We start from the raw sequence: 26,448 nt of genomic DNA, 5'->3' as shown, positions 1-26,448 counted from the left end.
AGCCGGCGCACGCGCCGTAGCCGCTGTCCGGTGCCCCCCCGGCACCGGACAGCGGCTACGGCCGCCGCCACCCCTCTCAGGCGGTGACCGTGGTGAAGCTGTGGATCGTGGTCGACCGGTACAGCTCGCCCGGGCGCAGGACGACCGTCGGGTAGTCGGCGCGGTTCGGGGAGTCCGGGAAGTGCTGGGTCTCCAGCGCGACCCCCGCGTAGGCGTGGTACGGCCTGCCTGCCTTACCCGTGATGTCACCGGTCAGGCCTTGCGCGGTGTAGACCTGGATGCCCGGTTCCGTGGTGCGCACCTCCATGCGGCGGCCGGATGCGGGGGCGTACAGCACAGCGGCCTGTCGAGGACTGGCTCGCCGGGCGCCGTCGAGGACCCAGTTGTGGTCGAAGCCGCCTCCCGCCAGGGCCAGTTGAGCCTCCGTATGGGTCAGGACGTCGGAGAGGCGCCGGTGCCGGCGGAGGTCGAACGGGGTGTCGCTGACCGGGCGGTGAGGGCCTTCGGGGATCAACTCGGCGTCGACCGGGGTGTAGAGGGGGGCCGCGACCTGGAGGTGGTGGGCCAGGACGTTGCCGCGCCCCTCCCCTTCGAGGTTCCAGTAGGCGTGGTTGGTGAGGTTGACGATCGTCGGTGCGTCGGCGACCGCCTGGTACGACATCGTCAGGTTGTCGTCGCGGTCCAGTGTGTAGGTGAGGCGCACGTTCAGGGCACCGGGGAATCCCTGGTCGCCGTCGGGGCTGTGCAGGAACAGACGGACACCGGTGCGGTGCGCCGAGTGGAAGGGTTCGCACCGCCACAGGCGCTGGTCGAACCCGTCGGGACCACCGTGCAAGGTGTGCCCGGTCTCCTGGGTGGCGAGCTGGTGGGCGACTCCGTCGACGACGATCCCGCCGTGCGCGATGCGGTTGGCGTAACGGCCCACCGCCGCACCGAAGTAGCGTGCGGAGCCCTCGCAGGCGGCGGGGTCGCGGGGCGCGAGTACCACGTCGGCGGTGTGGCCCCAGCGGTCCGGCAGGATCAGGGAACGGAGCCGGGCGCCGCGCGTGTGGACCTCCGCGCGGGCCCGGCCGGGGAAGCCGAACCGCCACCTCTCCCCCGTTCCGCCATCGTCCAGGCGCAGGGGGCGGGCCGTCCGCGGACAGGCGGCCGTCTGTCCGGGCTCGGAGGCCTGGTCGACAGATTCGTATGCGTGTTCCATGGCGGTATTCCCTGGAAGTCGGTCCGCCGGCGGGCGCGCCCGGAGGCAAGCTGTGATCGCGGCGCGCGAACGCGGTGGCGCGGGCTGGTGGGCTGTGGAGCCGGGGTCAGTCGGCGGCGGGGTCAGTCGGCGGCAGGGCGGCGGCCGATCATCAGGCGTTGCAGCACGATGAACACGAGCAGCAGGGCACCGATGACGATCCGGGTCCACCAGGAGCTGAGCGTGCCCTGGAAGTTGACCACGGTCTGGATCGTGCCGAGGACGAGCACACCGAGGGCCGTGCCCAGGACGAAGCCGGAGCCTCCGGTCAGCAGCGTGCCGCCGATCACGGTCGCGGCGATCGCGTCGAGCTCCATGCCCATGGCGTGGAGGGCGTAGCCCGAGAGCATGTAGAAGGTCAGCATCAGGCCACCGAGCGCGGAGCACAGGCCGCTGACGGCGTACACGGCGATCTTGGTGGAGCCCGCCGGAAGACCCATCAGGCGTGCGGAGGACTCGTTGCCGCCCAGCGCGTACACGTTGCGGCCGAAGCGCGTGTGGTGCAGGACGACGAAGGCGATCACCAGCACGGCCAGGGCGATGACCACCGGGATCGAGACGAACAGTCCTCCCGGGCCGTACAGCCGGGTCTGCGCGATTCCCGCCGTGGTGGGGTCGCTGATCGTGATGGATTCGGTGCTGATCGTGTAGCAGAGCCCGCGGGCGAGGAACATGCCGGCCAGGGTGACGATGAACGGCTGGATCTCGAAGGTGTGGATGATCCAGCCCATGAGCGTCCCGCTCGCGGCGCCGACCAGCAGGACCAGTGGAATGACGGTGGCCAGGGGCCAGCCGTGCGACTCGACCAGCCAGGCGGTGAGCATGGTCGACAGGGCCACCATGGAGCCGACGGACAGGTCGATGCCGCCGGTGAGGATGACGAAGGTCGCCCCGACGGCGACGACCAGGAGGAATCCGTTGTCGATCAGCAGGTTCAGTACGACTTGCGCGGAGAGGAAGCCCTCGTAGCGCACCGATCCGACGCCGAACATGACGGCCAGCAGGACGGCCGTGACGATCAGTGGGATACGGGTGCGGGTGCGCGGGGACACGGTCGCGAAGGGGCGGGTGAGGTGCGCGGCGGCGCTCGCGATGCCGGTACTCATGCGCGTACCTCCTGCTGCTGCGGGGCGGCGCCCGCCGTGGTGTGGGATCGGGGAGTGGTCGTCCTGCGGCGCAGGACCTTGGCCCGGAAGACCGGGGACTGCACGAGGCAGACGACGATGACGACGAAGGCCTTGAAGACGAGGGTGGTCTCGGGTGGGACACCGAGGGTGTAGACGGTGGTGGACAGGGTCTGGATGATCAGGGCGCCCAGGACGGTGCCGCCGAGGGAGAAGCGTCCTCCGGTCAGTGCGGTGCCGCCGACGACGACGGCGAGGATCGCGTCGAGCTCGATCCACAGGCCGGCGTTGTTGCCGTCGGCGCTGGAGACGTTGGAGCTGATCATCAGCCCGGCGACGGCGGCGCACAGCGCGCTGAAGACGTAGACCAGGGCGAGCAGGCCGCCGGCGCGGATGCCGACCAGGCGGCTGGCGGCGGGGTTGCCGCCGACGGACTCGATCAGCATGCCGAGTGCGCTGCGGCGGGTGACGAAGGCGGTGAGCGCGACGAGGGCGGCCGCCAGGAGGACGGCGAACGGGAAGGTCAGCCAATAGCCTCCGCCGATCATTTTGTAGGGGGCGCTGGTCACCGTGATGATCTGGCCGTCCGTGATCAGCTGGGCGACGCCTCGGCCCGCGACCATGAGGATCAGGGTGGCCACGATGGGCTGCACCCCCAGCCCGGACACCAGGAAGCCGTTGGCCAGGCCCAGCACGAGTGCGACGCCGAGTGCGAGGGCTACGGCCGTGAGCATGGTGGCGACACTGCCGGGACGCGCGGCGGTGGAGATGTGCCCGCAGGCGAGGGCGCCGGCGATGGCGACGGTGGAACCCACCGAGAGGTCGATCCCGCGGGTGGCGATGACCAGGGTCATGCCGAGCGCCACCAGGATGAGGGGCGCGCCGAACTGGAGGATGTCGATGAGGCTGCCGTAGAGGTGGCCGTCGCGTACGCGGACGGAGAAGAAGTCGTGGTGGAAGGCGAGGTTGCCGAGGAGCAGGGCGAGCAGGATGAGCGCGGGCCACAACAGGCGGTGGCCGGCCAGCCGTCTCCCGATCGCGGCGGCCGCCTCGGACTTGGCGGGCTGGGTGGTCATGAGTCCGTTCCGGTGGCGATGGTCGTGAGGAGGCGTTCGGGCGTGACGGTGTCGTCGTTCGCCAGGGTGGCCACCATGCGGTGGTCGCGGAGCACGGCGATGCGGTGGCTCAGGCGCAGGACCTCTTCGAGTTCCGCCGAGATGAACAGCACCGCGGTGCCTTCGCCCGCCAGGCGGGCCACGAGTTTCTGGATCTCCGCCTTGGCTCCGATGTCGATGCCCCGGGTGGGTTCGTCGAGGATCAGGAGCCGGGGTGCGGTCAGCAGCCAGCGCGCGAGGAGGACCTTCTGCTGGTTGCCTCCGCTGAGGTGGCGCACCTGCGCTTCGGGGTCGGCGGGGCGGATGTCCAGGGATTCGATCCAGTGCCGTGCCAGTTCGTCCTGTTTCGCACGGGCCAGCGGCCTGGTCCAGCCGCGGGCGGCCTGCAACGCGAGGATGATGTTCTCGCGGACCGTGAGCTCGCCCACCAGTCCCTCGGACTTGCGGTTCTCGGAGCAGAACGCGATGCCCCGGGCGATGGCGTGCCGGGGGGTGCGCAGGAGTACCTTCTTGCCCTCGATGCTCACTTCTCCGGCGTCCGCGCTGTCCGCGCCGAACAGGAGGCGCGCCACCTCGGTGCGGCCCGAGCCCAGGAGGCCGGCCAGTCCGATGACCTCGCCGGCGTGGATGTCGAGGTCGTACGGTTCGATCGAGCCCGTACGGGTCAGCTGTCGTGCCTGGAGGAACGGCTCGCCGGCCGCCCGTTCGGCCGCCTCCTCATGGGCACGGCTGGACAGCTGGTCGAGGGTGGCCAGTTCTCCGCCGATCATGCGCTGCACCAGCGTCACCGGGGTGAGTTCACCGATGGGGTACTCGCCTTCCAGGCGCCCGTTGCGCAGGATGGTGACGCGGTCGCAGAGGTCGAATACCTGGTCGAGGAAGTGTGTGACGAACAGGATGGCCACACCGCGGTCCCGCAGGCGCCGCACCAGGGTGAAGAGCTGGGCGACCTCCTCGCGATCCAGGCTGGAGGTGGGTTCGTCCAGCACGAGCACCTTCGCGGAGACGTCCACCGCCCGGACGATGGCGACCAGTTGCTGCACCGCCAGGGAGTGCGAGTCGAGCAGACTGGTGACGTCCAGGTCGAGGTCGAGTTCCGTCAGCAGCTCTGCCGCCCGCTGCCGCATGGCGGACCAGTGGATGAGGCCGAACCGGCGCGGTTCGCGCCCGATGAGGATGTTCTCGGCGACCGAGATGTTCGGGCAGAGGTTGACCTCCTGGTAGACGGTGCTGATGCCGGCCCGCTGCGCCTGGAGGGGGTCCGTGAAAGCGTGGGGCCGGCCGTCCACGAGGATGGTGCCGCCGTCGGCGGAGTGGACGCCGGTGAGCACCTTGATCAAGGTGGACTTCCCGGCGCCGTTCTCGCCCATCAGGGCGTGCACCTCACCGGGGAAGAGCCGCAGGGCGACTCCATCGAGGGCGAGCACGCCCGGGAACTGCTTGCGGATGTCGTGGGCTTCCAGGACCGGGCGCGGGCCGCCGGCGCCCGTGGGCGGCGGGGTGCACGGAGATGCCATCCGCCCTCCTCTCATGTGTGGGGTGGTGGAGCGGGCTCCGGATGGTGAAGGAGGCACCGGAGCCGGGCCTCCTCCGGCACCGGAACCTGTCGTTTCAGTAGTTCCGGGAGGGCAGGGCGGCCGCGGCCTGGTCCTGCGTGAAGACGCCCTCCTGGGTCTCGACCCGGGTCGGCACGCTCTCCCCCGCCACGACCTTCTTCGCCAGTTCCATCAGCTGGTCGCCGAGCATCGGGTTGCACTCCACCACGACGTTGATCTTGCCCTCGGTCATGGCGACGAAGGCGTCCTTGATTCCGTCCACCGAGATCACCTTGATGTCCGTACCGGGCTTCTTGCCGGACTCCTCGATGGCCTGGATGGCGCCGAGGGCCATGTCGTCGTTGTGGGCGTAGAGGACGTCGATGTCCTTCTGGGACTTCAAGAACGCCTGCATGACCTCCTTGCCCTTGGCCCGGGTGAAGTCGCCCGTCTGCGAGGCGACGATCTTGAACTTGCCGTCGGCGCGGATCGCGTCGGCAAAGCCGGCCTTACGGTCGTTGGCGGGGGCGGAGCCCGTGGTGCCCTGGAGCTCGACGATGTTGACCGGGCCCTGTTCGTTCGCGTACGCGCCGGTCAGCCACTCACCCGCGGACTTGCCCTCCTTGACGAAGTCCGAGCCCAGGAAGGTCTTGTAGAGGGAGGTGTCCTTGGTGTCCACGGCGCGGTCGGTGAGGATGACCGGGATGCCCGCGTCCTTGGCCTCCTTCAGCACCGTGTCCCAGCCGGACTCCACGACCGGCGAGAAGGCGATCACGTCGACCTTCTGCTGGATGAAGGTGCGGATCGCCTTGATCTGGTTCTCCTGCTTCTGCTGAGCATCGGAGAACTTGAGTTCGATCCCGGCCTTCTTCGCCGCCTCCTGGACGGACTTGGTGTTGGCGGTGCGCCAACCGCTCTCGGCGCCGACCTGGGCGAAGCCCATGGTGATCGTGCCGCCGGAGCCCGTCTTGGCCCCGGCGGCCGGGGCGGAGGCGGGGCCCTCAGTCGAGCAGGCGGTCAACGCCGAGGAGGCGAGAAGGGCGGCGGTGAGGACGAGGGCTGCTCTGCGAGCCATGACGGGTGTCCTTTCGGGGGCTACGGATGAGGCTCCGCACGGCCGGTGCCGGGCTGTGCCCGCGGTCAGGGGCGGGGCGGGGCCGGGGGCGGGGTGACAGGAGCGGGATGCCCTTGAGGGGGCGCCGTCGCATTGTGAGCGCTAACAAGCCGGGTTCTCAACCCCTTTGCGCGCGTTACCTGTCCGTTACCGCGTCGCGTGCGGCAACAAGGCGGACTCCGTCCGTTCGCGCGACCATCGACCCCGCTACTCGAATCGGAAACCTCAACCCGCCTCGAATCAAGCAAACATCAAGGCGAGGCCCCGTATACGAAGGCCGCCGTACCAAGGGGGCCTCCCGCATGATCCACGCAGACCTCTTGCCTATCGACATTGTTAGCGCTCACACTGCAAGCTCATCGGATCCACCGCCGACCGCCAGGATGGTCGGGACGGCATCTCCGGCTGCCGGGCCGCGCCGCGTGCCGCCCACGGCTCCTTCGAAAGGCACTCTGTTGACGTCACCCCATCTCCTCGCGCCCACCCCGCCTTCCGAGGAATCGGAGCAGTACACGGTCGGCGTCGACTTCGGCACGCTGTCGGGCCGCGCCGTGGTGGTGCGGGTCAGCGACGGTCAGGAGCTGGCCGCGGCGGTCCACGCCTACCGGCACGGCGTCATCGACCGGTACCTGCCGCACGGCGGTGCGCCGCTGCCTCCGGACTGGGCGCTGCAACACCCCCAGGACTGGCGGGACGTACTGCGTCACGCCGTCCCGCAGGCCCTGGCGGCGGCGGGGATCGATCCCTCCGCGGTGATCGGCATCGCCACCGACTTCACCGCCTGCACCGTCCTGCCCACGCGGGCCGACGGGACTCCCCTCGCCGAGACCGAGCTCGCCGGACGGCCCCACGCGTGGCCCAAGCTGTGGAAGCACCACGCCGCCCAGTCCCACGCCGACCGCATCACCGAAATCGCCCACGCCCGCGGGGAGAAGTGGATCGCCCGCTACGGCGGCCGCATCTCAGCCGAGTGGCAGTTCGCGAAGGCGCTCCAGGTCCTGGAGGAGGATCCGCTCGTCTACGAAAGCTGCGCGCGGTGGATCGAGGCCGCCGACTGGATCGTGTGGCAGCTCACCGGAACCGAGTCCCGCAACGCCTGCACCGCCGGATACAAGGGCATCCACCAGGACGGCGCCTACCCGGGCGAGGAGTACCTGGCCGCACTGAACCCCCGGTTCGCCGACTTCGCACGCACCCGCCTCGAATTCCCCCTCTCCGCTCTGGGCTCACGAGTGGGCTCGCTCAGTAAGGAGGCGGCAGCGTGGACAGGGCTGCGCCCCGGCATCGCCGTGGCCGCGGGCAACGTCGACGCCCATGTCACCGCGGCGGCGGCCCAGGCCGTAGAGGACGGACAACTGCTCGCCATCATGGGGACCTCCACCTGCCACGTCGTGAACGCCCCCGTCCTGGCCGACGTCCCCGGCATCTGCGGGGTCGTGGCCGGCGGGATCGTCGAGGGAGCCTACGGCTACGAGGCGGGCCAGAGCGCGGTCGGCGACATCTTCGCCTGGGTACTGGACCAGGGCGTCCCGTCGGACTACCTCGCCGAGGCCGCCGAGCGCGGCGAGGACCTGCACACCCTGCTGACCCGGAAGGCCGCCGGCCAGCCGGTCGGCGGACACGGACTGGTCGCCCTCGACTGGCTGAACGGCAACCGTTCGGTCCTCGTCGACCACCACCTCTCCGGCGTCATCGTGGGTCTCACCCTCGCGACCCGCCCCGAGGACGTCTACCGCGCGCTGCTCGAAGCCACCGCGTTCGGCACCCGCGTCATCGTGGAGACCCTGGAAGCAGGCGGCGTACCGGTCCACGAGTTCATCGTCGCGGGCGGACTGGCCAAGAACGAACTGCTGATGCAGATCTACTCCGACGTGCTGCGCCGCCCCGTCTCCCTCGCCGCGTCCGACCAGGGCCCCGCCCTCGGGTCGGCCATCCACGCCGCCGTAGCCGCCGGCGCGCACGCCGACGTACGGACGGCCACCGCCGCCATGGGCCGCCGGCTGCCGGCCGTCTACAGGCCCGACGCCCCGCGGGCCGACGCTTACGACGCCCTCTTCGCCGAATACCGGCTCCTGCACGACCACTTCGCCACTGGTGGCCTGCTGCACCGCCTGAGGCACGTCCGCGACACGGCCCACACCGCGGGCTGACCCCCGCCCCCGCTTCCGTTCCCGAGTCCCCACCCTCGCGGCGCCCTCACCAGCGCTGCGGGACGTCACCTTCAGGAGTCCATGTGCCCAGCCGAACATTCCCCGCCCAGGAGATCTGGTTCCTCACCGGCAGCCAAGGCCTGTACGGGGAGGAGACGCTGAAGCAGGTCGCCGAACAGTCGCGGCAGATAGCCACCGCGCTGGCCGACGCCTCCGGCATTCCCGCGCGTGTGGTGTGGAAGCCGGTACTGACCGACGCCGACGCCATCCGCCGGGTGTGCCTCGACGCGAACGCCGAGGACCGGTGCATCGGGCTCATCGCCTGGATGCACACCTTCTCGCCGGCCAAGATGTGGATCGCCGGACTGGACGCGCTGCGCAAGCCGTTGCTGCACCTCCACACCCAGTCGAACGTGGCCCTGCCCTGGGACACCATCGACATGGACTTCATGAACCTCAACCAAGCCGCCCACGGAGACCGCGAGTTCGGGCACATCCAGACCCGTCTCGGCGTACCCCGCAAGACCGTGGCCGGCCACGTCACCGATCCGGTGACGAGCGCACGCGTCGCGGTCTGGGCGCGGGCGGCCGCCGCACGATCCGAACTGGCCACCCTCAAGGTCGCCCGCTTCGGCGACAACATGCGCGACGTGGCCGTCACCGAGGGCGACAAGGTCGAGGCCCAGCTGCGCTTCGGCGTCTCCGTCAACACCTACGGCGTCAACGACCTGGTGAAGGTCGTCGACAGCGCGGACGAGACCGAGGTGGCTTCCCTCGTCGAGGAGTACGCCGACCTGTACGACCTGGCGCCGGAACTGCGACCGGGCGGCGAACGGCACGACGCGCTGCGTTACGCGGCCCGCATCGAAGCCGGCCTGCGCACCTTCCTCGAAACGGGCGGGTTCGGAGCCTTCACCACCAACTTCGAGGACCTGGGCGGACTGCGCCAGCTGCCCGGCCTCGCCGTGCAGCGGCTCATGGCCCAGGGATACGGCTTCGGAGGAGAGGGTGACTGGAAGACCGCCGTCCTCCTGCGCGCCCTCAAAGTGGCTGCCACCGGCCGCCCGGGCGGCACCTCCTTCATGGAGGACTACACCTACGACCTGACACCCGGCAACGAGCTCATCCTCGGTGCGCACATGCTGGAAGTCTGCCCCACCATCGCCGCCGCCAGGCCCAGCTGCGAGATCCACCCCCTCGGCATCGGCGGGAGGGAGGACCCGGTGCGCCTGGTGTTCGACGCGGCCCCCGGCCCGGCCGTGGTGGTCGGGCTCGCCGACCTCGGCGACCGCTTCCGCCTGATCGCCAACGACATCGACGTGGTGGCGCCCCCTCACCCGCTGCCCGCCCTGCCCGTTGCCCGCGCGGTCTGGCGGCCCCGCCCCGACCTGCGGACCTCCACCGAATCCTGGCTGACGGCCGGAGGACCGCACCACACCGTCCTCAGCACCGCCCTGACCTCGGACCACCTCGACGACCTGGCCGAGATGCTCCGCCTCGAACTCGCCCTCATCGACGAGACCACCACCCCGAGGCAGTTCCGGCGCGACCTCCGCTGGAACCAGGCGTACTACCGGCTGGCACTGGGGCTGTGAACCGCTCGAAGCCCGGGTCCCAGGCGCAGCCACAGAAGGAACCAGAGCGGCCTCAGCCGACTCAGGGACCGGGCCATGGAACGGCTGTCCGGTTCGGTCGCGGTCCAGGAGGCGCCGCCGGCATCAGCTCAGGGCACTGACGCGAACACCGCTCCGGCACGGCTGGGGACGGTGCGCAGCGATCTCGTGGTGCGCACGGGACCCCATGTCCGGGTGCGGGTGGGTGCCCGGGTTCCGCTGCCGGTCGATCTGGGGCAGCTGTACGTGTTCGATCGCACCGGGCGCCGGGCCGTGCCCGGCGTCCTGCCACGGTGAGTCTCTCCGGTCACAGCACCAGTCAGCGGATGGGCAGGCGGGTGGGGTCGGCGATGATCTGTTGGACCGTCGACCATGCCGCACCCAGAACCGGTCCGCGGCGCCCCAGGGCGGAGGGGCTTACCGCCTCCGGGTTCCAGGGCCTGACGGTGACCCTCGCCGCCAGTTCGGCGCGTACCGACGGGAGGAGCCAGTCGGCGAGTTCGGTGTAGGCGCCGCCCAGCACGAGGCCGTCCGGGTCGATCAGGTTCACCGCCGATGTCAGGGCGAGGCCCAGGGCCCGGCCTGCGCGGTCCAGGGCGCGCAGGGTGGCGGCGTCCCCGGCGGCTGCCCGCTCGGCGAGCAGGGCCACCGGGTCGCCGACGTCTCCGAGCCCGGCCTCGCGCAGTACGGCCGCTTCGCCCGCGTACTGCTCCAGGCAGCCGCGTGCCCCGCAGGCGCAAGGGGCGCCCTCCGGGTGGACGGGCAGGTGGCCGAGTTCGCCCGCGAAGCCGCGGGCGCCCCGGAACAGCTGTCCGCCGATGACCAGTGCGGCACCGATTCCGGCCTCGGCGGAGACGTGCACGAAGGTCTCGGCGGGGTCGCCCCGGTGCCACTGCTCGGCAAGCGCCCCGAGATTGGCTTCGTTCTCCGGCTCGGGCGCGGTATCGGGGTCGGGCCAGTGGTCGGCGGGGCGCACTGCCTGCCAGCCGAGGTTCGGCGCGTTCGCGACCAGCCCGCTCGGCGTGTTCGGCACCACCCCCGGCACGGCCAGGACGCGGCCCTCGACATGCAGGCCGAGGGCCGCGGCCTCGGACTCCGCCTCGGCGCCCAGCGCGGCAGCCTCTGCCAGCACGTCCCCGGCCGGCCGGCCCGCGTTGGCCCGCTCCACGCGACGCCAGACCCGGGGTTCACCGCGCAGGTCCACGACGCACGCGGCGAGATGGGTGACGCCGATCTCCAGGCCGAGGCCGGCGGGACCCCGGTCGTTCAGGGCCAGCGCCCGTCCGGGACGGCCGACCCGTCCGCTGGGCGCGGTCTCCGTCTCGGTCAGCGCTCCCCGGCCGATGAGCTCGTCGACCATGGAGGAGACGGCCGGCCTGGTCAGGCCCGTGTGCCCGGCCACGTCCGCCCGGGAGAGCGGTCCGTGCGCGGCGACCACGCCGATCACCACCGCGAGGTTCCGCCGGCGCATCCCCTGCTGCGAGGCGGGCGCGGCTTCCGCGCCCCCGCTCGCCCTGCCGGTCCCCGTCATCGACCCGACCGTCCTATCGCTCTCCCGGCGGGACCTCCTGCAGGGCCCGCGCCCGCCGCAGCGTACTGGTGATCCGTTCGAGCGTGTCGTCGTCACGGGGTACGGGCTCCAGTACCCGGCCCTCTGCGGTCCGCCAGCGCCGGGCGACGGCGTCGGCGGGCTCACCGGTGAGCAGTGCGGCGGCCTGGGCGGCGGCCCCGAGCGCGACCAGTTCCCGGGCTTCGGGCACCTGGACCGCTCGTCCGGACAGTCGCAGGACGGTCCTCTGCCAGGCCCTGCCGCGGGCTCCGCCTCCGATCAGGAGGAGCGGTTCGTCGGGGGCGGGGTTCTCACCTCCGGCACGCAGCACGTCGTCCAGGGCCGCGAGCAGGGCGTGGGCGGCGCCGTCGTAGGCGGCCTGGAGCAGCTGGCCCGGCGTCGTGTCGTGGCGCAGGCCGTGGACCAGGCCGGAAGCGCCCGGGAGGTCGGGGGTGCGCTCGCCGTCCAGGTAGGGAAGCACCACCACCGTGCCGCCTCCCTCGACGTCCTCGCGGTCGCGGCCGACGAGGGTGGCGAAGCGGTCGACGGCGAGGGTGCAGTTGAGCGTGCAGGCGAGCGGCAGCCAGCCGCCGAGGGCATCGGCGAAGCCGGCGACGGTTCCGCTCGGGTCGGCGGGCCGGGTCCGGCCGACGGCGTAGACGGTGCCGGAGGTGCCGAGGCTCAGCACCGGACGTCCGGGGGTCAGGCCCAGGCCGAGGGCGGCGGCCATGTTGTCGCCGGTCCCGGTCGCCACCAGTGCGCCTTCGCGCAGCGGCATCCCGGGCCGGACGACGCCCGCCCGGGCTCCCGTCGCCAGGATCTGCGGCAGCAGCCCGGGGTCGAGGCCGATCCGGCCGAGGAGGTCCTGGTCATAGCCGTCCGGGCCCCACCAGCCGGTTCCCGACGCGTCTCCGCGGTCCGTCACCGCCTCACCGGTCAGCCGCTCCGTCAGGAAGTCGTGGGGAAGCCGGACGGCCGCGACGCGGTCGGCGGCGGCACGCTCGTTCGTGTGCAGCCAGACCCACTTGGCCGCCGTGAAGGCGGCCGTGGGGACGCTTCCGCTGCGGCGGGCGAGCTCTGCCGCGCCGAACGCGGCCACGAGTTCGGCGGCCTGCGGGGCGGAGCGGACGTCGTTCCAGAGCAGTGCCGGGCGCACCGGCCGTCCGGCCGCGTCGAGGGTGACCAGGCCGTGCTGCTGACCGGCGATCGAGCAGGCGGCGGCGCGATCCGCCCAGCCGGTGCCCGCCATGGCCTCGCCGAGCGCCCGCCACCACTGTTCGGGGTCGCTCTCGCGTCCGGCGCCCGCGCTGACGGCGTGCGCGGCACGGCCCTCGCCCACGACGGCGCCTGTGTCGATGTCGACGGCGAGGGCTTTCGTGGACTGGGTCGAGCTGTCGACACCGATCACGACACGCTGAGCAGACATGCGTTCCTCCGGTGGGGTTCCTTCTGGCGTCTCGGCATACTAATTTGTTTTTCGCCATTACAAATAGCCCTCGGCCCAGATCCGGAGCGCCTCATGACCAGCGACCCGCTCGTCCCCACCCCCGCGCACAGGTTCACCTTCGGCCTGTGGACCGTCGGCTGGCAGGGCCGGGACCCCTTCGGCGACGCCACCCGACCCGCCCTCGACCCGGTCGAGACCGTGGAGCGGCTGGCCGGGCTCGGCGCCTACGGCGTCACGTTCCACGACGACGACCTGATCCCCTTCGGCGCCGGCGAAGCCGCCCGCGAGCAGGCGGTCAAGCGCTTTCGCACCGCACTCGACACGGCCGGGCTGAAGGTCCCGATGGCCACCACCAACCTCTTCACCCACCCGGTGTTCAAGGACGGCGCCTTCACCGCGAACGACCGGGACGTGCGCCGGTACGCGCTGCGCAAGACGATCCGCAACATCGACCTGGCCGCGGAACTCGGCGCCTCGGTCTACGTCGCCTGGGGCGGCCGCGAAGGCGCGGAGTCGGGCGCGGCCAAGGACGTGCGCTCCGCCCTCGACCGGCTGAAGGAGGCCTTCGACCTGCTGGGCGAGTACGTCGAGAACCAGGGATACGACCTGCGCTTCGCGATCGAACCCAAGTCCAACGAGCCGCGCGGCGACATCCTGCTGCCCACCATCGGCCACGCCCTGGCGTTCATCAACGAACTGGAGCGGCCCGAGCGGGTCGGCCTCAACCCGGAGGTCGGCCACGAGCAGATGGCCGGGCTGAACTTCCCGCACGGCATCGCCCAGGCCCTGTGGCACGACAAGCTGTTCCACATCGACCTCAACGGCCAGACGGGCATCAAGTACGACCAGGACCTGCGCTTCGGCGCGGGCGACCTGCGCCAGGCCTTCTGGCTGGTCGACCTGCTGGAGTCGGCCGGCTACGACGGCCCCCGTCACTTCGACTTCAAGCCGCCGCGCACCGAGGACTCCGCCGGCGTCTGGGCTTCGGCGGCCGGCTGCATGCGCAACTACCTGATCCTGGCGGAGCGTGCCCGCGCCTTCCGGTCGGATCCGGAGGTCCAGGCCGCGCTCGCCGCCTCCCGGCTGCCCGAACTGGCCCTCCCCACCGCCGCGGACGGCCTGGCCGGGCTACTGGCCGACCCGACCGCTTTCGACACATTCGACGTCGACGCCGCCGCCCGCCGCGGCATGGCCTTCGAGCAGCTGGACCAGCTCGCCCTCGAACACCTCCTCGGCGCCCGCTGAGCCGGTGCACCCAAGAGCCGGGCCGTGGCGTTCCACGGCCCGGCTCCGCCGCGCCTTGGCCGCCGGTACAGGATGAGGAACCCCAGCCGATGCGCGGCTGGGGTTCCCCGGTGCGGTGGGTATCGGTCAGCAGGTGGAGTTGCCCACGCCGTGAACCGCTCGGCTACGCGTCGACGGACCGCACCCCATCGCGATCAGCGCGGTTCAGGCGGGTCAGCGCTGAAGGGTGAGCAGGCCCGGCCGGTACGGCAGCTTCAGGTACTCGGTGCCCTCCGGCGTGTTGGTGGGGAGGCCCTGGTAGAGGAACTGCAGGTTGCAGGGATCGATGGTCATGGTCTGGTCGGGGTTGTTGCGGACCAGGTCACCGTGGCTGACGCCCTTGGCCCAGGTGGAACCGCTGTTGGCCTGACCCGCGAAGGGGCTGCTCTCGCTGCCGGCCTGGACGGTCCACGGACCGTCCAGGCTGGAGGCCGTGAACGAGCGGAAGTAGCGGTTCGAACCCTGCGCCTCGACGATCATGAGGTACTGGTTCCGGCCCTGGACCTTGTAGACCTCCGGCGCCTCGAACAGAAGGTCCGTCGTGTCGCTCATGACCGTCGTGTACGAGGAGCCGAAGTTGCCCGGGAAGTTCCCGATCGGCATGCTCGCCCGGTAGATCTTGCCGTTGTCGGCGGCGAAGAACAGGTACATGTTCTGGTCATCGGCGATCATGGTCGGGTCGATCGGGGCGTCCCTCCGGTCCCCGGGTCCCACGGGCAGGCTGCCGGTGAACAGCGGCTGCGCGGCGGACCAGCCGTTGGGGTTGGTGGGGTCGCTGGACGTGCGGTAGTAGAGCGGCCACTGACTCCACTGGGACACCATCACCCAGACGTTCTTGGGCGCGAAGTAGAACAGCTCCGGCGCCACCGCGGGCTCGTTCATCCCGGTCTGGGTGGCCGCCCCCATGTCCGACCAGTTCGTGAAGGGACTGAACACCGTCGAGCCCCACGCCGTTCCGCTGGAGGTGGCCCCGTAGACCAGGTGCTTGCCGTTGTACGTGGTGGTGCTGAAGTCCTTCAGCGCGAGCTGCCCGTTCGACGGCTGCGCCAGCGGAGCCGTCGAGGTCCACCGGTAGGTCGCCGGAAGAGCACACGCGTTGCTCGCCCCGGACAGGCCCGTCCACTTCTGGTTGGTGCCACCGTGGCACGACCAGATCTGCACCCCCGTGCCGTTGGCCGTACCCCAGCCCGAGACCTCCAGGCACAGCCCGGACCGCACGCCGACGATCGTGCCGTCGGGGTTCACCCGCCACTGCTGGTTCTCACTGCCGTTGCACGTCCAGATCTGCACCGGGGTCCCGGACGTGGTGGCGCCGCCCCGGACATCCAGGCACTTGTTGCCGTACACGGTCAGCCGGCTGCTGCCCGTCAACGTCCACTGCTGGTTGATTCCACCGTGGCAGTCCCAGACGTGCACGTTCGCGCCGTCGGACTGACTGAAGCCCGCCACATCGAGACAGCGGCCGGAAGCAACACCGCGCAAGTCGCCGGTGGTGGCCGCCTGAGCCGGGCCGGCGACGAGCAGCGCCGCCAACGCGGCCAGGGCGGCAACCGCGGCGGCGAGCACCGTGGACAGGCGGCTGCGGCTGGAATTTTGTCTGCGCATTTGAGATCTCCTTTGTGACCGGATGAGCTGTCACACGGTTTGGGCAGGGGCGACCTGCCCTCGGCGCCTGCGGATCCGGCCGCACGGCGCATCGCAGCGGCGGAGCGGCGGAGCGGCGACAAGGTGTGGCCCCTGAGGGTGGTGGGGGACGCCAGAGGATTGTTAGCGCTAACAATTTGCAGCTCACACATGGGCGTTGGAGGCAAGAGACCAGGGGCCTGAGCGACTGTCAAGATTTTCTACAAGAATCCGCCGGATCACTGAAGCAGAATCGGTACGGTCAACCACACGCCGATTTAATGGAGTTGAGGCCCAGAAAGTCGACCTCAACCCGTAACGGCACGGCACGGCCCACCTGAAGGCAAGCGGCTCTGGCCGCACACGATCCCCTCCACCGGGTCGTCGTCACACTGTTCTCGCAGGCGACCTCGCCGAGGTTGCCTTACAAGGCGATCGAGTCGCGAATCCCCAAGGGCGGTCGAGTCGTCGCGGGGCTCCGGGCGGCCACGTTGCCCAAGCCCGCCTCGGGCCCCGGATCTGTTCTCCACCGCAGCCATGGGACCCTCAGCCGGCTGCCGGATCCGACCGCGACGTGCGGCACGGAACCGACACACCGGGCGGGGCGGGCCCCGCGAAACCCCGTCACACTCCCGTCCTCGAGCAGACGAACGGCCGACGGTAGGCCGGCGGGTGCCCAGAACCAGGATCCGGTCCACTCGTGGTTGGCCCAACGGCGATCCGAACAGACCCTTGACGGCACACTTGTGAGCGTTAACACTCAGGTATCGCCAGGCCGGAGCCGCCGCGAACCCGGACTTCACACAGTGCGAGGAGATGACTCCCGGCCGGCCCCGCTCGACCGCTTCCGGCTTCTCCCAACCGGGTCGCACCGTGCCGGTCGCGGAACATCACTGGAGGAACTGTGCGGAAGCTTTCAGCGGGCCTTGTCACCCTGGGCCTGACGCTGTCGCTGGCAGCCTGCGGCCAGAGCGCCAACGGAGCAGGCGAGGGTGGGGCCGGCGGGGAGGCCAAAGGCGGCCTCGTCGGCATCGCGATGCCGACCAAGTCGTCGGAACGCTGGATCAACGACGGCAACAACATGGTCAAGGAGTTCCAGGCCAAGGGTTACAAGACCGATCTCCAGTACGGCGACAACGTCGTGGAGAACCAGGTCTCCCAGGTGGAGAACATGATCACCAAGGGCGCCAAGCTGCTGGTGATCGCCGCCATCGACGGTTCCTCGCTCACCAACGTGCTGCAGAAGGCCGCCGACGCCCACATCCCCGTCATCTCCTACGACCGGCTGATCCGCGGCACCGGGAACGTCGACTACTACGCGACCTTCGACAACCACAAGGTCGGCGTCCTCCAGGGCAGTTACATCGTCGACAAGCTCGGCCTCAAGGACGGCAAGGGCCCGTTCAACATCGAGCTGTTCGCCGGCTCGCCGGACGACAACAACGCCACGTTCTTCTTCAACGGTGCGATGAGCGTCCTCAAGCCGTACATCGACGACAAGAAGCTGGTCGTACAGAGCGGCCAGACCTCCTTCAACCAGATCGCCACGCTGCGCTGGGACGGCGGCCTCGCCCAGTCCCGGATGGACAACCTGCTGAGCAAGTCGTACACCGCCGCCCGCGTCGACGCCGTGCTCTCGCCGTACGACGGCATCTCGATCGGCATCATCTCCTCGCTCAAGGGCGTCGGCTACGGCGCAGGCCAGCCCATTCCCGTCGTCACGGGCCAGGACGGCGAGCTGGCCTCGGTGAAGTCGATCATCGCGGGCGAGCAGACCCAGACCGTCTACAAGGACACCCGCCAACTGGCCAAGGCAGCAGTCCAGATGGGCGACGCGCTACTGACGGGCGGCAAACCCGAGGTCAACGACACCGCCCAGTACGACAACGGCGTCAAGACCGTACCGGCGCAGCTGCTCCAGCCGGTCAGCGTCGACAAGGAGAACTACCAGAAGGTCCTGGTGGACAGCGGCCAGTACACCGCGGACCAGCTGAAGTAGCCCACGGAGCCCGACCGACGGGTCCGGCGACGAAGAAACGGCGGTGCGACGCCCGCGGGACCGCCCGGCGCCGCACCGCCCCGACGATACGGATGCACAACCATGGCCCGACCCGTTCTCGAGATGCGGTCGATCAGCAAGACGTTTCCCGGTGTGAAGGCCCTCTCCGAGGTCAACCTGACCGTCGCCGCCGGTGAGGTGCACGCCGTCTGCGGTGAGAACGGCGCCGGCAAGTCCACGCTGATGAAGGTACTCAGCGGGGTCCACCCCCACGGCGGCTACCAGGGCGAGATCTACTTCGAGGGCGAGCCCTGCCGGTTCCGGGACATCCGGGCCAGCGAGCAGCGCGGCATCGTGATCATCCACCAGGAACTCGCGCTGGTGCCCTACCTGTCCATCGCCGAGAACATCTTCCTCGGCAACGAGCACGCCACCCGGGGCGTCATCAGCTGGCACAAGACGCTGACCCACGCCGCCGCACTGATCCGGCAGGTCGGACTCGACGAGAGCCCGCACACCAGGATCGCCGATCTCGGCGTGGGCAAACAGCAGTTGGTCGAGATCGCCAAGGCGCTCGCCAAGAAGGTCAAGCTGCTCATCCTGGACGAACCGACGGCCGCCCTGAACGACGAGGACAGCCGCAAGCTGCTCGACCTGATCCTCGAACTCAAGGCACAGGGCATCTCCTGCATCCTCATCTCGCACAAGCTGAACGAGATCGCCCGGGTCGCCGATGCCGTCACCATCCTGCGCGACGGGCGGACCATCGAGACCATCGCGATCGGTCCCGAGGGCATCTCCGAGGAGCGGATCATCCGCGGCATGGTCGGCCGCGACCTGGAACACCGCTACCCCGAGCGCGCCTCCGAGATCGGCGAGGTCGCCTTCGAGATCGAGGACTGGAGCGTCCAACACCCGATCGACCACCGTCGCAAGGTGGTCGACGGCGTCTCCCTCAACGTCCGTCGAGGCGAGATCGTCGGCATCGCCGGCCTCATGGGCGCAGGCCGCACCGAACTGGCCATGAGCGTCTTCGGCCGCTCGTACGGGCGGTGGACCGGCGGCCGGGTGCGGCTGGACGGCCGGGAGATCCGTACCCGGACGGTGCCTGAGGCGATCGGGCACGGCATCGCCTACGTGACCGAGGACCGCAAGCAGCTCGGCCTCAATCTGGGCGAAGACATCAGCCGGAACATCTCTCTGAGCGCCCTGGGCAAGGTCGCCCGGCGGGGCTGGGTCGACCGGCACGAGGAGACCCGGATCGCCGAATCGTTCCGCCGGAGCATGAACATCAAGGCCCCTTCCGTGTTCGCGGAGACCGGCAAACTCAGCGGCGGCAACCAGCAGAAGGTCGTCCTCAGCAAGTGGATCTTCGCCGACCCGGAGGTGCTGATCCTCGACGAACCCACCCGGGGCATCGACATCGGCGCCAAGGCGGAGATCTACACGGTCATCGCCGAACTCGCCGCCCAGGGCAAGGCGGTGCTCGTCATCTCCTCCGAACTCCCCGAACTCCTGGGCCTGTGCGACCGGATCTACACCATGGCCGAAGGCCGGATCACCGGTGAGGTCACCCGCGCGGACGCCACCCAGGAATCCCTCATGCGGCTCATGACCATGAGCGCGGCATACCCCGACAAGCAGGTGTGAGGCATGGCCCAGACCCAGACCACCCCAGACACCACGCCCCGCACACCGGAGCCCGGCCGACGACCGTCGGCCGGTGCCGTACTGGCCCGAGCGCTGCGCGGCAACCTGCGCCAGTACGGGATGCTGCTCGCGCTGGCGCTGATCGTGCTGTTGTTCCAGTTCTGGACGGGCGGCATCCTGCTCCAGCCGCTCAACATCACCAATCTGATCCAGCAGAACGGCTACATCCTCATCCTGGCCATCGGCATGATGATCGTGATCATCGCCGGGCACATCGACCTGTCGGTCGGGTCGCTCGCCGCCTTCGTCGGGGCGGCCGCGGCGGTGATGATGGTCAAACACCACGCGCCGTGGCCCGTGGCGCTGGTGGCCGCACTGCTGATCGGGGCTCTCGCCGGAGCCTGGCAAGGGTTCTGGATCGCCTATCTCGGGATCCCCTCGTTCATCGTCACGCTGGCCGGCATGCTGCTGTTCCGCGGGGGGACCCAGATCCTCCTGCAGGGCCAGTCGGTGGCGCCGTTCCCCAAGGGCTTCCAGAACATCAGCAGCGGCTTCCTCCCGGCGGTCGGCCCCCACACCGACTACCACAACCTCACCCTGCTGCTGGGCCTCGTGGTACTGGCCGTCGCGATCCTGCAGGAGGTGCGCGGACGGCGGCGGGCCGCCTCGTACGGGCTGGAACCGCTCCCGACCGGTCTGTTCCTGGTGAAGCTCGGCGCGATCACCGCGGCCGTGGTGGCCTTCACACTGCTGCTGGCCAGCTACCACGGGGTGCCGATCGTCCTGCTGATCCTCGGCGTCCTGCTGGTCGGCTTCGGATACGTGATGCGCAACTCGATCCTCGGCCGGCACACCTACGCCATCGGCGGGAACGAGGCGGCGGCGAGGCTGTCCGGGGTGAAGAGCAAGCGGGTCGTCTTCCTCGCCTTCGTGAACATGGGCGTCCTCGCGGCCCTGGCCGGGATGGTGTTCGCCGCGCGGCTCAACGCAGGTACGCCACAAGCCGGCATCAACTTCGAGCTGGAGGCGATCGCCGCCGCCTTCATCGGCGGCGCCTCCGCGAGCGGCGGTGTGGGCACCGTCCTCGGTGCGATCATCGGCGGTCTGGTGCTGGGCGTGCTGAACAACGGCATGTCGCTGGTCGGCGTGGGCACGGACTACCAGCAGGTGATCAAGGGCCTGGTACTGCTGGCGGCCGTCGGCTTCGACGTCTACAACAAGCGCAAGGCCGCAGGCTGACCGCGGCCCCGCTCGCGCGTCGACGATCCGCTCGAAGAAGGTCTCGTGCACCGCTGCCCGGCCGCCCTGAAGGACCCGCCGCGCGCCTGCTTCCCACCGTCGGCAACCTTTTCGCGTCCTGCGGCGACCAGGCAGTGCACCTCGACTCGGATCTTCGAACGGATGGACATGCACACTGCACGGCAGGCCGCGCGGCAGCGCAGGCGCAGACACAGGCTGATGCTCGGTACGGCGGTGATACTGACGGCCGCAGGCGTCCTCTTCTGCCTGGTGACGGCCATGCTCCCCCGCCCCAAGGCCGGGGCCGGCGCCGACGCTGCGGCCGACGTGGCCGCCCCCGCCGCCACCCCTACGGGAGCCGCGTCCTCGGCCCCGACGAGCCCCGCACCCCCGGCGGCCGGCTCGCCCAGCGCGGCGACCCCGAGCGCGACCGCCGCAACAACCACCGAGGCGGCAGCGCCCCCGCCTGCGGCGAAGAAGACCCCACCGGCGGCATCCACCCCGGCACCGTCGGCAGGACGCATCCGGCCGGATACCACCTACAAGGGCGTCGCCACCGCCTACGCCGCCGCCGACGGCAACGGCGCCTGCCTGTTCGGCCCGAGCGACGACCTCATGATCGCGGCGATGAACACCACCGACTACGAGTCGTCCAGGGCCTGTGGCGCGTACGTGCGCGTCCGCGCCGCGAACGGCGCCTCGATCACGGTCCGGATCACCAACGAATGCCCGCTCCCCTGCGCGCCCGGACAACTGGACCTCAGCGAACAGGCCTTCGCGAAACTGGCCGAGCTCAAGGTCGGCCGCATCCCGATCACCTGGAGCCTGGTGAGCCCCCGCACGTCCGACGCCCTCTCCCTCCGGTACAAGACCGGGTCCAGCGTCCACTGGTGCGGCATCCAGGTGATCGACCACCGGAATCCGGTCGCACGGCTGGAGGTACGCACCAGCCAGGGCTGGCGGAAGCTGCCCCGTACCGACTACAACTACTTCCTCTCCGCCGACGGCGGTGGGTGCGGCGGCGCGATAAGGATCACCGACATCTACGGAGAGCAGTTGACGGTCGACGGGACCGCGCTGCTGCCGAACGTCGCACAACCGACCAGGGTCCAGTTCGCCGCGCACTGAGACCCACCGCGGCGGGGGCAGCGCCGGGGCACGACGCATCGGCGCGCCCCGGCCAACCGGGCACTGGTACGCTGCCGCCCGGATGTTAGCGCACACATTTTGCGGAGGGGACGACCAACGGACATGGTCCTCGATGACGCGTCCGCGGAGTTCCACGACTTCTTCGAACGCCACTACGCCGAACTCGCCCGGTTCGCCCGTCTCCTGACGGGCGAGGCGGACGGCGCCGACGATCTGGCCGCGGACGCCCTGCTCGCGCTGTGGCAGCGCTGGGACCGTCTGCGCCAGGCCGAGTACCCGCTCGCCTACGCCCGTGGCGTGGTCGCCAACCTGGCACGGTCGCGGATCCGCAGCACGGTGCGCGAGCGCCGCCGGATCGCCCTGTTCTGGTCCCGCGGTGCCGAGCCGTTGCACGGTCCGGACGTGGCCGGCGTGGTGGACGTGCGGACCGCTCTCGCCCGGTTGCCGTTCCGGAAGCGGTCGTGCGTGGTCCTGCGGCATGCCTTCGACCTGTCCGAGAAGGACACCGCTCTGGCGCTCGGAATATCGGTCGGTACGGTGAAGAGCCAGACCTCGAAGGGGATGGCCGAGCTGGAACGGATGCTGGGCAGTACAGGAGCAGCCGGGGAACTGTTGGCGGGGAGGAGGAGCCGTTGAACGAGGAACTCACCAGGCGGCTGCGCGAGGCCGCCGAGGCCCACCAGCCCGACCGTGCCCGGATCCTGGCACGCGTGGAACGCGGCATGTCCGGCGCCGCCGTCCGCCACCGCGAGTCTTCGGGTGCGAGGCCCTGGCCCAGGATCGCACTCGCTTCCCTGGCCGCGGCCGGCACTCTGGCGGTCGGCGGCTTCGCCGTCGCCGCCATCGTCCAGTCGCCGCCGGCCCGGCCGGACGTCTCGGCCACCCCCGTCGCGCCCGTCGCGCCCTCCGAGCCGTCCGGGACTCCCCGGCCGACACCATCGACACCATCGGCGCCCGCCACCGGCCGCCCGACGACGCCGGACCGTTCGTCCCCGACGGCCCCCAGCCCTTCGGCATCAGGCGCCGCGGGCTCGGCCCGGCCGGGCAACGCGCACGTCCAGGACGGGCCTCTGTCGTCGGCCGGCTCCTTGGGCACGAACAGCAACAGCTTCTGGGCGCAGAGCAACGTCACCCTGAAGTCCACCCAACCGCTTACCGCACTCACCGTGGAACTGCGCATCACGCAGACCGGCGGGGTGCAGAACACCGGCAGCTGGCGGACGCTGCCCGCCGAGGATTTCACCGTCACCGTGCAGAACGAGGGCGGAGCAGTGGTCTACCGCTGGATCCTCAAGCCGGGCCGCACGGTACCGGCCGGACAGCATGTCTTCGCCGGCCAGTACAACCACGCCGCCGGCACACGCGAGGTCGAGCACGACGGCTACCGCGTCGACGCCGGCGGTCCCCGCGGTGCCCTCTCGGTCTGGGGCGGCTTCACCCCTGCACGGTGAGGCCGTGCCGCTTCGCCGGGCCCGTGGGTGGACGGCGCGGACGCCGCCCGCCCACGGGCCCGGAGCATCAGGACAGGTCGCCGTACACCACGCCACGGCCGTAGGCGCCCAGGTAGACCCGCCCGTACACGTCGGGGTCACCGCTGATGACGTTGACGGCGATCCCGCCGAACTGGTGCTGGTCGTCGTTGATCCGGACCCAGACCGAGCCGCCGTCGGTTGAGCGGAACAGCCCGGTGACGCCCTTCACCTTCCCGCTGAGGTACAGCGCCTGGTACCGGGCACCCGGGGCCGGCTTTCCGAAGCCGACGCCGCTCGCCTGTTCCACGCCGCCGAGCTTGCCGAAGCTCTTCCCCCCGTTGGTGGAGTGCAGGAGTCCGTTGCCCCCGCCGGCGATCCACAGGTCACCTGCGATGCCCGGAACCGCCTTGAGCTGCCCGCCGACCAGACCGGTGGCCCGGGCGGTGAAGTGCTTCCCGCCGTCGGTGCTGGCGTACAAGGTTCCGCCGCTGAGGGCGTAGAAGGTGTTCTCCGCCGACCGGTCGGCCACGACGGCCGTGTCCTTGGGCAGACCGGAGACCGCTGTCCAGGCCGAGCCACGGCTGCCCGAACGGAACGGAGCCTGGCCCGCGGGGGTCCACACCACGGCGGCGCCGTCAGCCGAGACGGCCACGGAACCGCCGCCCGCATCGCGCACCGGCGGTGCGGCGAACGGTACCCAGCCGACGCCGCCATCGGCCGAGTAGGCGCCGTGCTGCTCGCCACCGAGACCGACCCGCACCATGAACCGCGGCTTCGACTGGGCGAAGTCGATACCCGTGGTGTTGGTGAACAGCGGCCCGGACAGCGCCTTGGCGGGCACCTTGGTGAGGTCCTCGTGCCGGAAGCCGCTGACATCGCCGAGCGCACTGATCAGGGGAAGACCCGGGGGCTTGATCAGCCCGAGCGTCGCGGTCTCCTCCAACCCCTTCGCCGGGATGGTCCAGTGCGTCGCCCGCCCGCTGTCCGCCGCGGTCACGTCGTTGCTGCCCCACATCCCCGATCCCGTGCCGTACAGCACGTGCCCGGAATCGAAGGGGTCGATGGCCAGGGCGCCCATCCAGTGACCGATGCCGGTGCCCACGTACGGCGCTGCGGAGCTGTCCCGGACCGAGGTCGCGCCGAGCGCCTTCCAGGAGGCGCCGCCGTCGGCCGACCGGTAGATCTCGTCCGAGGGCCACCAGCGGTCCAGCGTGGTCACCATCACCGTGGACGGACGCTGCGGATCGACCGCCAGGCCGGCGAACCCGTAACCGCCACTGGACGGCGAGATGTTCTTCCAGCCCCCGGTGGACGGCGTGTGCTTCCACACCGAACCGGCCGTCACGCCGTTCGGGCCCGGCGCGTTGGTGTACGTCAGGTACAGCGAGCCGTCGCCGGACAGCACACCGTGCTGCGGCAACTGCCCCTTCGGCTGGCCGGGCACGGCCTGCCAGGTACTGCCGCCGTCGGTGGAGCGGTACAGCGAGGTGGTCTTGTCGGCCACCCCGACGTAGATCGTCCGGCTGCCGGACGGGCCGAAGGTCACGAAGGAGAGGCCGACGCCGCTGCTCGCACCGTCCTTCACGGGGAAGCTGCCGACCTGGCTCCACGTCACGCCGTGGTCGGTGCTGCGCCAGAGCCCGTTCTTGCGGGTACCCAGGTAGAGCGTGCCGTGGTCGGACGGGTCCACCACCAGCCGCTCGCCCATGGACCGGCCGTCCTCGTTGCCGCCCAGTTTGAACGGCAGGTCGGTGCGCTGGAACGTCCTGCCCTGGTCCCTGGAGCGCAGGATCGCACCGTTGCCCGCCCAGTCGTTGGTGTAGGTGCCGCTCGCGAGGTACAGGCGGTTCGGGTCGACCGGGTCGGTCGCCAGACTCTCCATCCCCAGCAGGTTCCAGTCGGCTCCGCCGATCCAGTCGGTCAAGGAGATCCAGCGGGCGGCGGTCGCGTCCCAGCGGTAGGCGCCGCCGATGTCGGTCCGCGCGTACAGCAGGTCCTTGCGGGCGGGGTTGAAGACCAGCCCGGTGACGAACCCGCCACCGACGATCTGCACGTTGTGCCAGGTGTACCTGCCCGAGCCGACCGCCTTCACCAGCTTCCACCGCTGGTTGGTGCCGCCATGGTCCGCGTACTGGACGAGCGGCACGCCGTCGCCGCTGGAGCCGCCCCACACGTCCAGCACCATGCCGCTGCTCCGCGAGACGATCTTCACCGCCGCACCGCCGGCCTTCTCGATCTTCCACTGCTGCGCGGCCTCGCCGTGGCCGGACTGCTGCTCGATGGCGGCCGCCGACTGTATGGAGGCACCCCGCACACCGAGGACCTTCTTGCTGCTGCGGTTCTCCAGCTCGTAGTAGCCGTCCCCCGTCGGCCTCAGCCGCCAGTGCTGACTCGCGGCACCGGCCACGCGGCTCTGCTGCCGTGTCCGGGCGCCGTCCGACGTGTCCGCGCCGGGCACGTCCAGCACCTTGTCGCTGCGCACGGACACCACCTCGTAATAGGCGTCGGAATCCAACGTCGCGGCCTCCGAGTCGGCCTGCACGAACAGCAGGTAGGGGCCGAGCACACCGGGCACGCCCAGCGCGAGACCCATCGTCGTCCAGCGCCGGCGGTGGCGTCCACGCGTACGTCGCTCGCCACCGGCCGCGCGTGTGCGCCGACCGCGACCGTGCGCGGTGGTATCCGTCTCGTTCATGGGGGGCTCCTCGCTCCGAGCCTGCCTCGCACACCGGCTCTGGTCAGCGGTGCGCAGCAGCATGCGGCGGTGTGATCGGACGATCCGTGGGTGCGATCGCCTTCGGGTCGCCCGTCAGTCGCCACAGCTCCGCAAAAGGTTGCCGCCCGCCGAACCGACGTCAGGCCAGGGCCATCTTCCGCAGGGCCGGCAGCACTGGCGCCGGCCTTCCACGCGCATCTCACGTCGCAGCCCTCAGCCGCTCACCGCGCCCCTTGGTGATTCTCAGTCGATGGCGGCGCCGGCAGCCTGGAGATCGCGCCCGGAGTCGTACGGGCCGACTCGGACGCGCTCCTGCACAGGACCCTCGACGCGGACGGGCGCAGCCGCATCTCCATGGAGGACGCCGCTGTCGCCCTCGTCGACGAGGCGGAGCTGCCGCGCTTCGTCCAACGTCGCTTCACCATCGGC

Annotated in this window: 20 protein-coding genes; 10 read left to right on the top strand and 10 right to left on the bottom strand. The window is 70.5% G+C overall.

Annotated elements, in window-relative coordinates; translation table 11 throughout:
* Positions 1 to 76 precede the first annotated feature (76 nt).
* The 5 genes from AC3IX6_RS33880 to AC3IX6_RS33860 all read right to left on the bottom strand — a co-directional run bounded on the left by AC3IX6_RS33880 (position 77) and on the right by AC3IX6_RS33860 (position 6,089).
* Positions 77 to 1,201, bottom strand: coding sequence for an aldose epimerase family protein (locus AC3IX6_RS33880; RefSeq protein WP_489367094.1), 1,125 nt, complete (start codon positions 1,199 to 1,201; stop codon positions 77 to 79).
* 122 nt (positions 1,202 to 1,323) lie between these two features.
* Positions 1,324 to 2,346, bottom strand: a complete 1,023-nt coding sequence (gene yjfF / locus AC3IX6_RS33875; protein ID WP_489367093.1) for a galactofuranose ABC transporter, permease protein YjfF — start codon at positions 2,344 to 2,346, stop codon at positions 1,324 to 1,326.
* Positions 2,343 to 3,440 (bottom strand): ABC transporter permease, encoded by a 1,098-nt coding sequence (locus AC3IX6_RS33870; protein ID WP_489367092.1) that lies wholly within the window; start codon positions 3,438 to 3,440, stop codon positions 2,343 to 2,345. The genes yjfF and AC3IX6_RS33870 overlap by 4 nt, the downstream gene beginning before the upstream one ends.
* The gene (locus tag AC3IX6_RS33865; protein ID WP_489367091.1) at positions 3,437 to 4,996 is read right to left on the bottom strand and encodes a sugar ABC transporter ATP-binding protein; all 1,560 of its coding nucleotides are present in this window, start codon (positions 4,994 to 4,996) and stop codon (positions 3,437 to 3,439) included. Before AC3IX6_RS33865 ends, AC3IX6_RS33870 begins: the two co-directional genes overlap by 4 nt.
* A gap of 94 nt (positions 4,997 to 5,090) precedes the next feature.
* Positions 5,091 to 6,089 carry an ABC transporter substrate-binding protein gene (locus AC3IX6_RS33860; protein WP_489367090.1) on the bottom strand — a complete coding sequence of 333 codons (999 nt, stop codon included), beginning with the start codon at positions 6,087 to 6,089 and terminating at the stop codon, positions 5,091 to 5,093.
* A 494-nt stretch (positions 6,090 to 6,583) separates the two neighbouring features.
* On the opposite strand from AC3IX6_RS33860, the gene araB reads away from it, so the two are divergent.
* From araB to AC3IX6_RS33845, 3 genes are all read left to right on the top strand, one after another.
* Complete coding sequence (gene araB, locus AC3IX6_RS33855; protein ID WP_489367089.1) at positions 6,584 to 8,278, top strand: ribulokinase; 1,695 nt, start codon at positions 6,584 to 6,586, stop codon at positions 8,276 to 8,278.
* An 83-nt stretch (positions 8,279 to 8,361) separates the two neighbouring features.
* Entirely contained in the window at positions 8,362 to 9,873 is a 1,512-nt protein-coding gene (araA, locus tag AC3IX6_RS33850) for an L-arabinose isomerase (protein ID WP_489367088.1), read from the top strand.
* A 75-nt stretch (positions 9,874 to 9,948) separates the two neighbouring features.
* The gene (locus AC3IX6_RS33845; RefSeq protein ID WP_489367087.1) at positions 9,949 to 10,188 is read left to right on the top strand and encodes a hypothetical protein; all 240 of its coding nucleotides are present in this window, start codon (positions 9,949 to 9,951) and stop codon (positions 10,186 to 10,188) included.
* A gap of 22 nt (positions 10,189 to 10,210) precedes the next feature.
* On the opposite strand, the gene AC3IX6_RS33840 is transcribed toward AC3IX6_RS33845, so the two are convergent.
* Complete coding sequence (locus tag AC3IX6_RS33840) at positions 10,211 to 11,422, bottom strand: ROK family protein (protein WP_489367086.1); 1,212 nt, start codon at positions 11,420 to 11,422, stop codon at positions 10,211 to 10,213.
* Between the two features lie 13 nt (positions 11,423 to 11,435).
* A complete protein-coding gene (gene xylB / locus AC3IX6_RS33835) occupies positions 11,436 to 12,866 on the bottom strand; it encodes a xylulokinase (protein WP_489367085.1) in 1,431 nt (476 codons plus the stop codon).
* Between the two features lie 93 nt (positions 12,867 to 12,959).
* Here xylB and xylA point away from each other — a divergent pair, with 93 nt between their 5' ends.
* Positions 12,960 to 14,132 (top strand): xylose isomerase, encoded by a 1,173-nt coding sequence (xylA, locus tag AC3IX6_RS33830; RefSeq protein WP_489367084.1) that lies wholly within the window; start codon positions 12,960 to 12,962, stop codon positions 14,130 to 14,132.
* A 213-nt stretch (positions 14,133 to 14,345) separates the two neighbouring features.
* Here the strand turns inward: xylA and AC3IX6_RS33825 are convergent, their stop codons facing one another.
* Entirely contained in the window at positions 14,346 to 15,776 is a 1,431-nt protein-coding gene (locus tag AC3IX6_RS33825) for a non-reducing end alpha-L-arabinofuranosidase family hydrolase (RefSeq protein ID WP_489367083.1), read from the bottom strand.
* A gap of 922 nt (positions 15,777 to 16,698) precedes the next feature.
* On the opposite strand from AC3IX6_RS33825, the gene chvE reads away from it, so the two are divergent.
* The 6 genes from chvE (at position 16,699) to AC3IX6_RS33795 (ending at position 23,282) form a co-directional block, all read left to right on the top strand.
* On the top strand, positions 16,699 to 17,793 hold the full coding sequence (gene chvE, locus AC3IX6_RS33820) for a multiple monosaccharide ABC transporter substrate-binding protein (protein ID WP_489367082.1): 1,095 nt from the start codon (positions 16,699 to 16,701) through the stop codon (positions 17,791 to 17,793).
* A 102-nt stretch (positions 17,794 to 17,895) separates the two neighbouring features.
* A complete protein-coding gene (gene mmsA / locus AC3IX6_RS33815; RefSeq protein WP_489367081.1) occupies positions 17,896 to 19,443 on the top strand; it encodes a multiple monosaccharide ABC transporter ATP-binding protein in 1,548 nt (515 codons plus the stop codon).
* Between the two features lie 3 nt (positions 19,444 to 19,446).
* Positions 19,447 to 20,682 (top strand): multiple monosaccharide ABC transporter permease, encoded by a 1,236-nt coding sequence (mmsB, locus tag AC3IX6_RS33810; protein WP_489367080.1) that lies wholly within the window; start codon positions 19,447 to 19,449, stop codon positions 20,680 to 20,682.
* 168 nt (positions 20,683 to 20,850) lie between these two features.
* Positions 20,851 to 21,810, top strand: coding sequence for an expansin EXLX1 family cellulose-binding protein (locus tag AC3IX6_RS33805; RefSeq protein WP_489371644.1), 960 nt, complete (start codon positions 20,851 to 20,853; stop codon positions 21,808 to 21,810).
* A 123-nt stretch (positions 21,811 to 21,933) separates the two neighbouring features.
* Complete coding sequence (locus AC3IX6_RS33800; RefSeq protein ID WP_112447285.1) at positions 21,934 to 22,467, top strand: SigE family RNA polymerase sigma factor; 534 nt, start codon at positions 21,934 to 21,936, stop codon at positions 22,465 to 22,467.
* Positions 22,464 to 23,282, top strand: coding sequence for a hypothetical protein (locus tag AC3IX6_RS33795; protein WP_489367079.1), 819 nt, complete (start codon positions 22,464 to 22,466; stop codon positions 23,280 to 23,282). Before AC3IX6_RS33800 ends, AC3IX6_RS33795 begins: the two co-directional genes overlap by 4 nt.
* Before the next feature lie 67 nt (positions 23,283 to 23,349).
* Here AC3IX6_RS33795 and AC3IX6_RS33790 read toward each other — a convergent pair whose 3' ends face one another.
* Together AC3IX6_RS33790 and AC3IX6_RS33785 are read right to left on the bottom strand one after the other, a co-directional pair.
* Complete coding sequence (locus AC3IX6_RS33790; RefSeq protein WP_489371643.1) at positions 23,350 to 25,896, bottom strand: RICIN domain-containing protein; 2,547 nt, start codon at positions 25,894 to 25,896, stop codon at positions 23,350 to 23,352.
* A gap of 366 nt (positions 25,897 to 26,262) precedes the next feature.
* Entirely contained in the window at positions 26,263 to 26,430 is a 168-nt protein-coding gene (locus tag AC3IX6_RS33785) for a hypothetical protein (RefSeq protein ID WP_422466967.1), read from the bottom strand.
* Positions 26,431 to 26,448: the final 18 nt, after the last annotated feature.

The sequence above is a fragment of the Streptomyces sp. GL_141 genome (assembly GCF_057834385.1).
The sequence above is the reverse complement of the archived record's forward strand: the minus strand, read 5'-3'. Positions and strand labels throughout refer to the sequence as shown.

Coding starts and splice junctions, on each gene's coding strand:
- AC3IX6_RS33880 (WP_489367094.1), bottom strand. CDS start 1,201: ATGGAACACGCATACGAATCTGTCGACCAGGCCTCCGAGCCCGGACAG.
- yjfF (WP_489367093.1), bottom strand. CDS start 2,346: ATGAGTACCGGCATCGCGAGCGCCGCCGCGCACCTCACCCGCCCCTTC.
- AC3IX6_RS33870 (WP_489367092.1), bottom strand. CDS start 3,440: ATGACCACCCAGCCCGCCAAGTCCGAGGCGGCCGCCGCGATCGGGAGA.
- AC3IX6_RS33865 (WP_489367091.1), bottom strand. CDS start 4,996: ATGGCATCTCCGTGCACCCCGCCGCCCACGGGCGCCGGCGGCCCGCGC.
- AC3IX6_RS33860 (WP_489367090.1), bottom strand. CDS start 6,089: ATGGCTCGCAGAGCAGCCCTCGTCCTCACCGCCGCCCTTCTCGCCTCC.
- AC3IX6_RS33845 (WP_489367087.1), top strand. CDS start 9,949: ATGGAACGGCTGTCCGGTTCGGTCGCGGTCCAGGAGGCGCCGCCGGCA.
- AC3IX6_RS33840 (WP_489367086.1), bottom strand. CDS start 11,422: ATGACGGGGACCGGCAGGGCGAGCGGGGGCGCGGAAGCCGCGCCCGCC.
- xylB (WP_489367085.1), bottom strand. CDS start 12,866: ATGTCTGCTCAGCGTGTCGTGATCGGTGTCGACAGCTCGACCCAGTCC.
- xylA (WP_489367084.1), top strand. CDS start 12,960: ATGACCAGCGACCCGCTCGTCCCCACCCCCGCGCACAGGTTCACCTTC.
- AC3IX6_RS33825 (WP_489367083.1), bottom strand. CDS start 15,776: ATGCGCAGACAAAATTCCAGCCGCAGCCGCCTGTCCACGGTGCTCGCC.
- mmsA (WP_489367081.1), top strand. CDS start 17,896: ATGGCCCGACCCGTTCTCGAGATGCGGTCGATCAGCAAGACGTTTCCC.
- mmsB (WP_489367080.1), top strand. CDS start 19,447: ATGGCCCAGACCCAGACCACCCCAGACACCACGCCCCGCACACCGGAG.
- AC3IX6_RS33805 (WP_489371644.1), top strand. CDS start 20,851: ATGCACACTGCACGGCAGGCCGCGCGGCAGCGCAGGCGCAGACACAGG.
- AC3IX6_RS33800 (WP_112447285.1), top strand. CDS start 21,934: ATGGTCCTCGATGACGCGTCCGCGGAGTTCCACGACTTCTTCGAACGC.
- AC3IX6_RS33790 (WP_489371643.1), bottom strand. CDS start 25,896: ATGGGTCTCGCGCTGGGCGTGCCCGGTGTGCTCGGCCCCTACCTGCTG.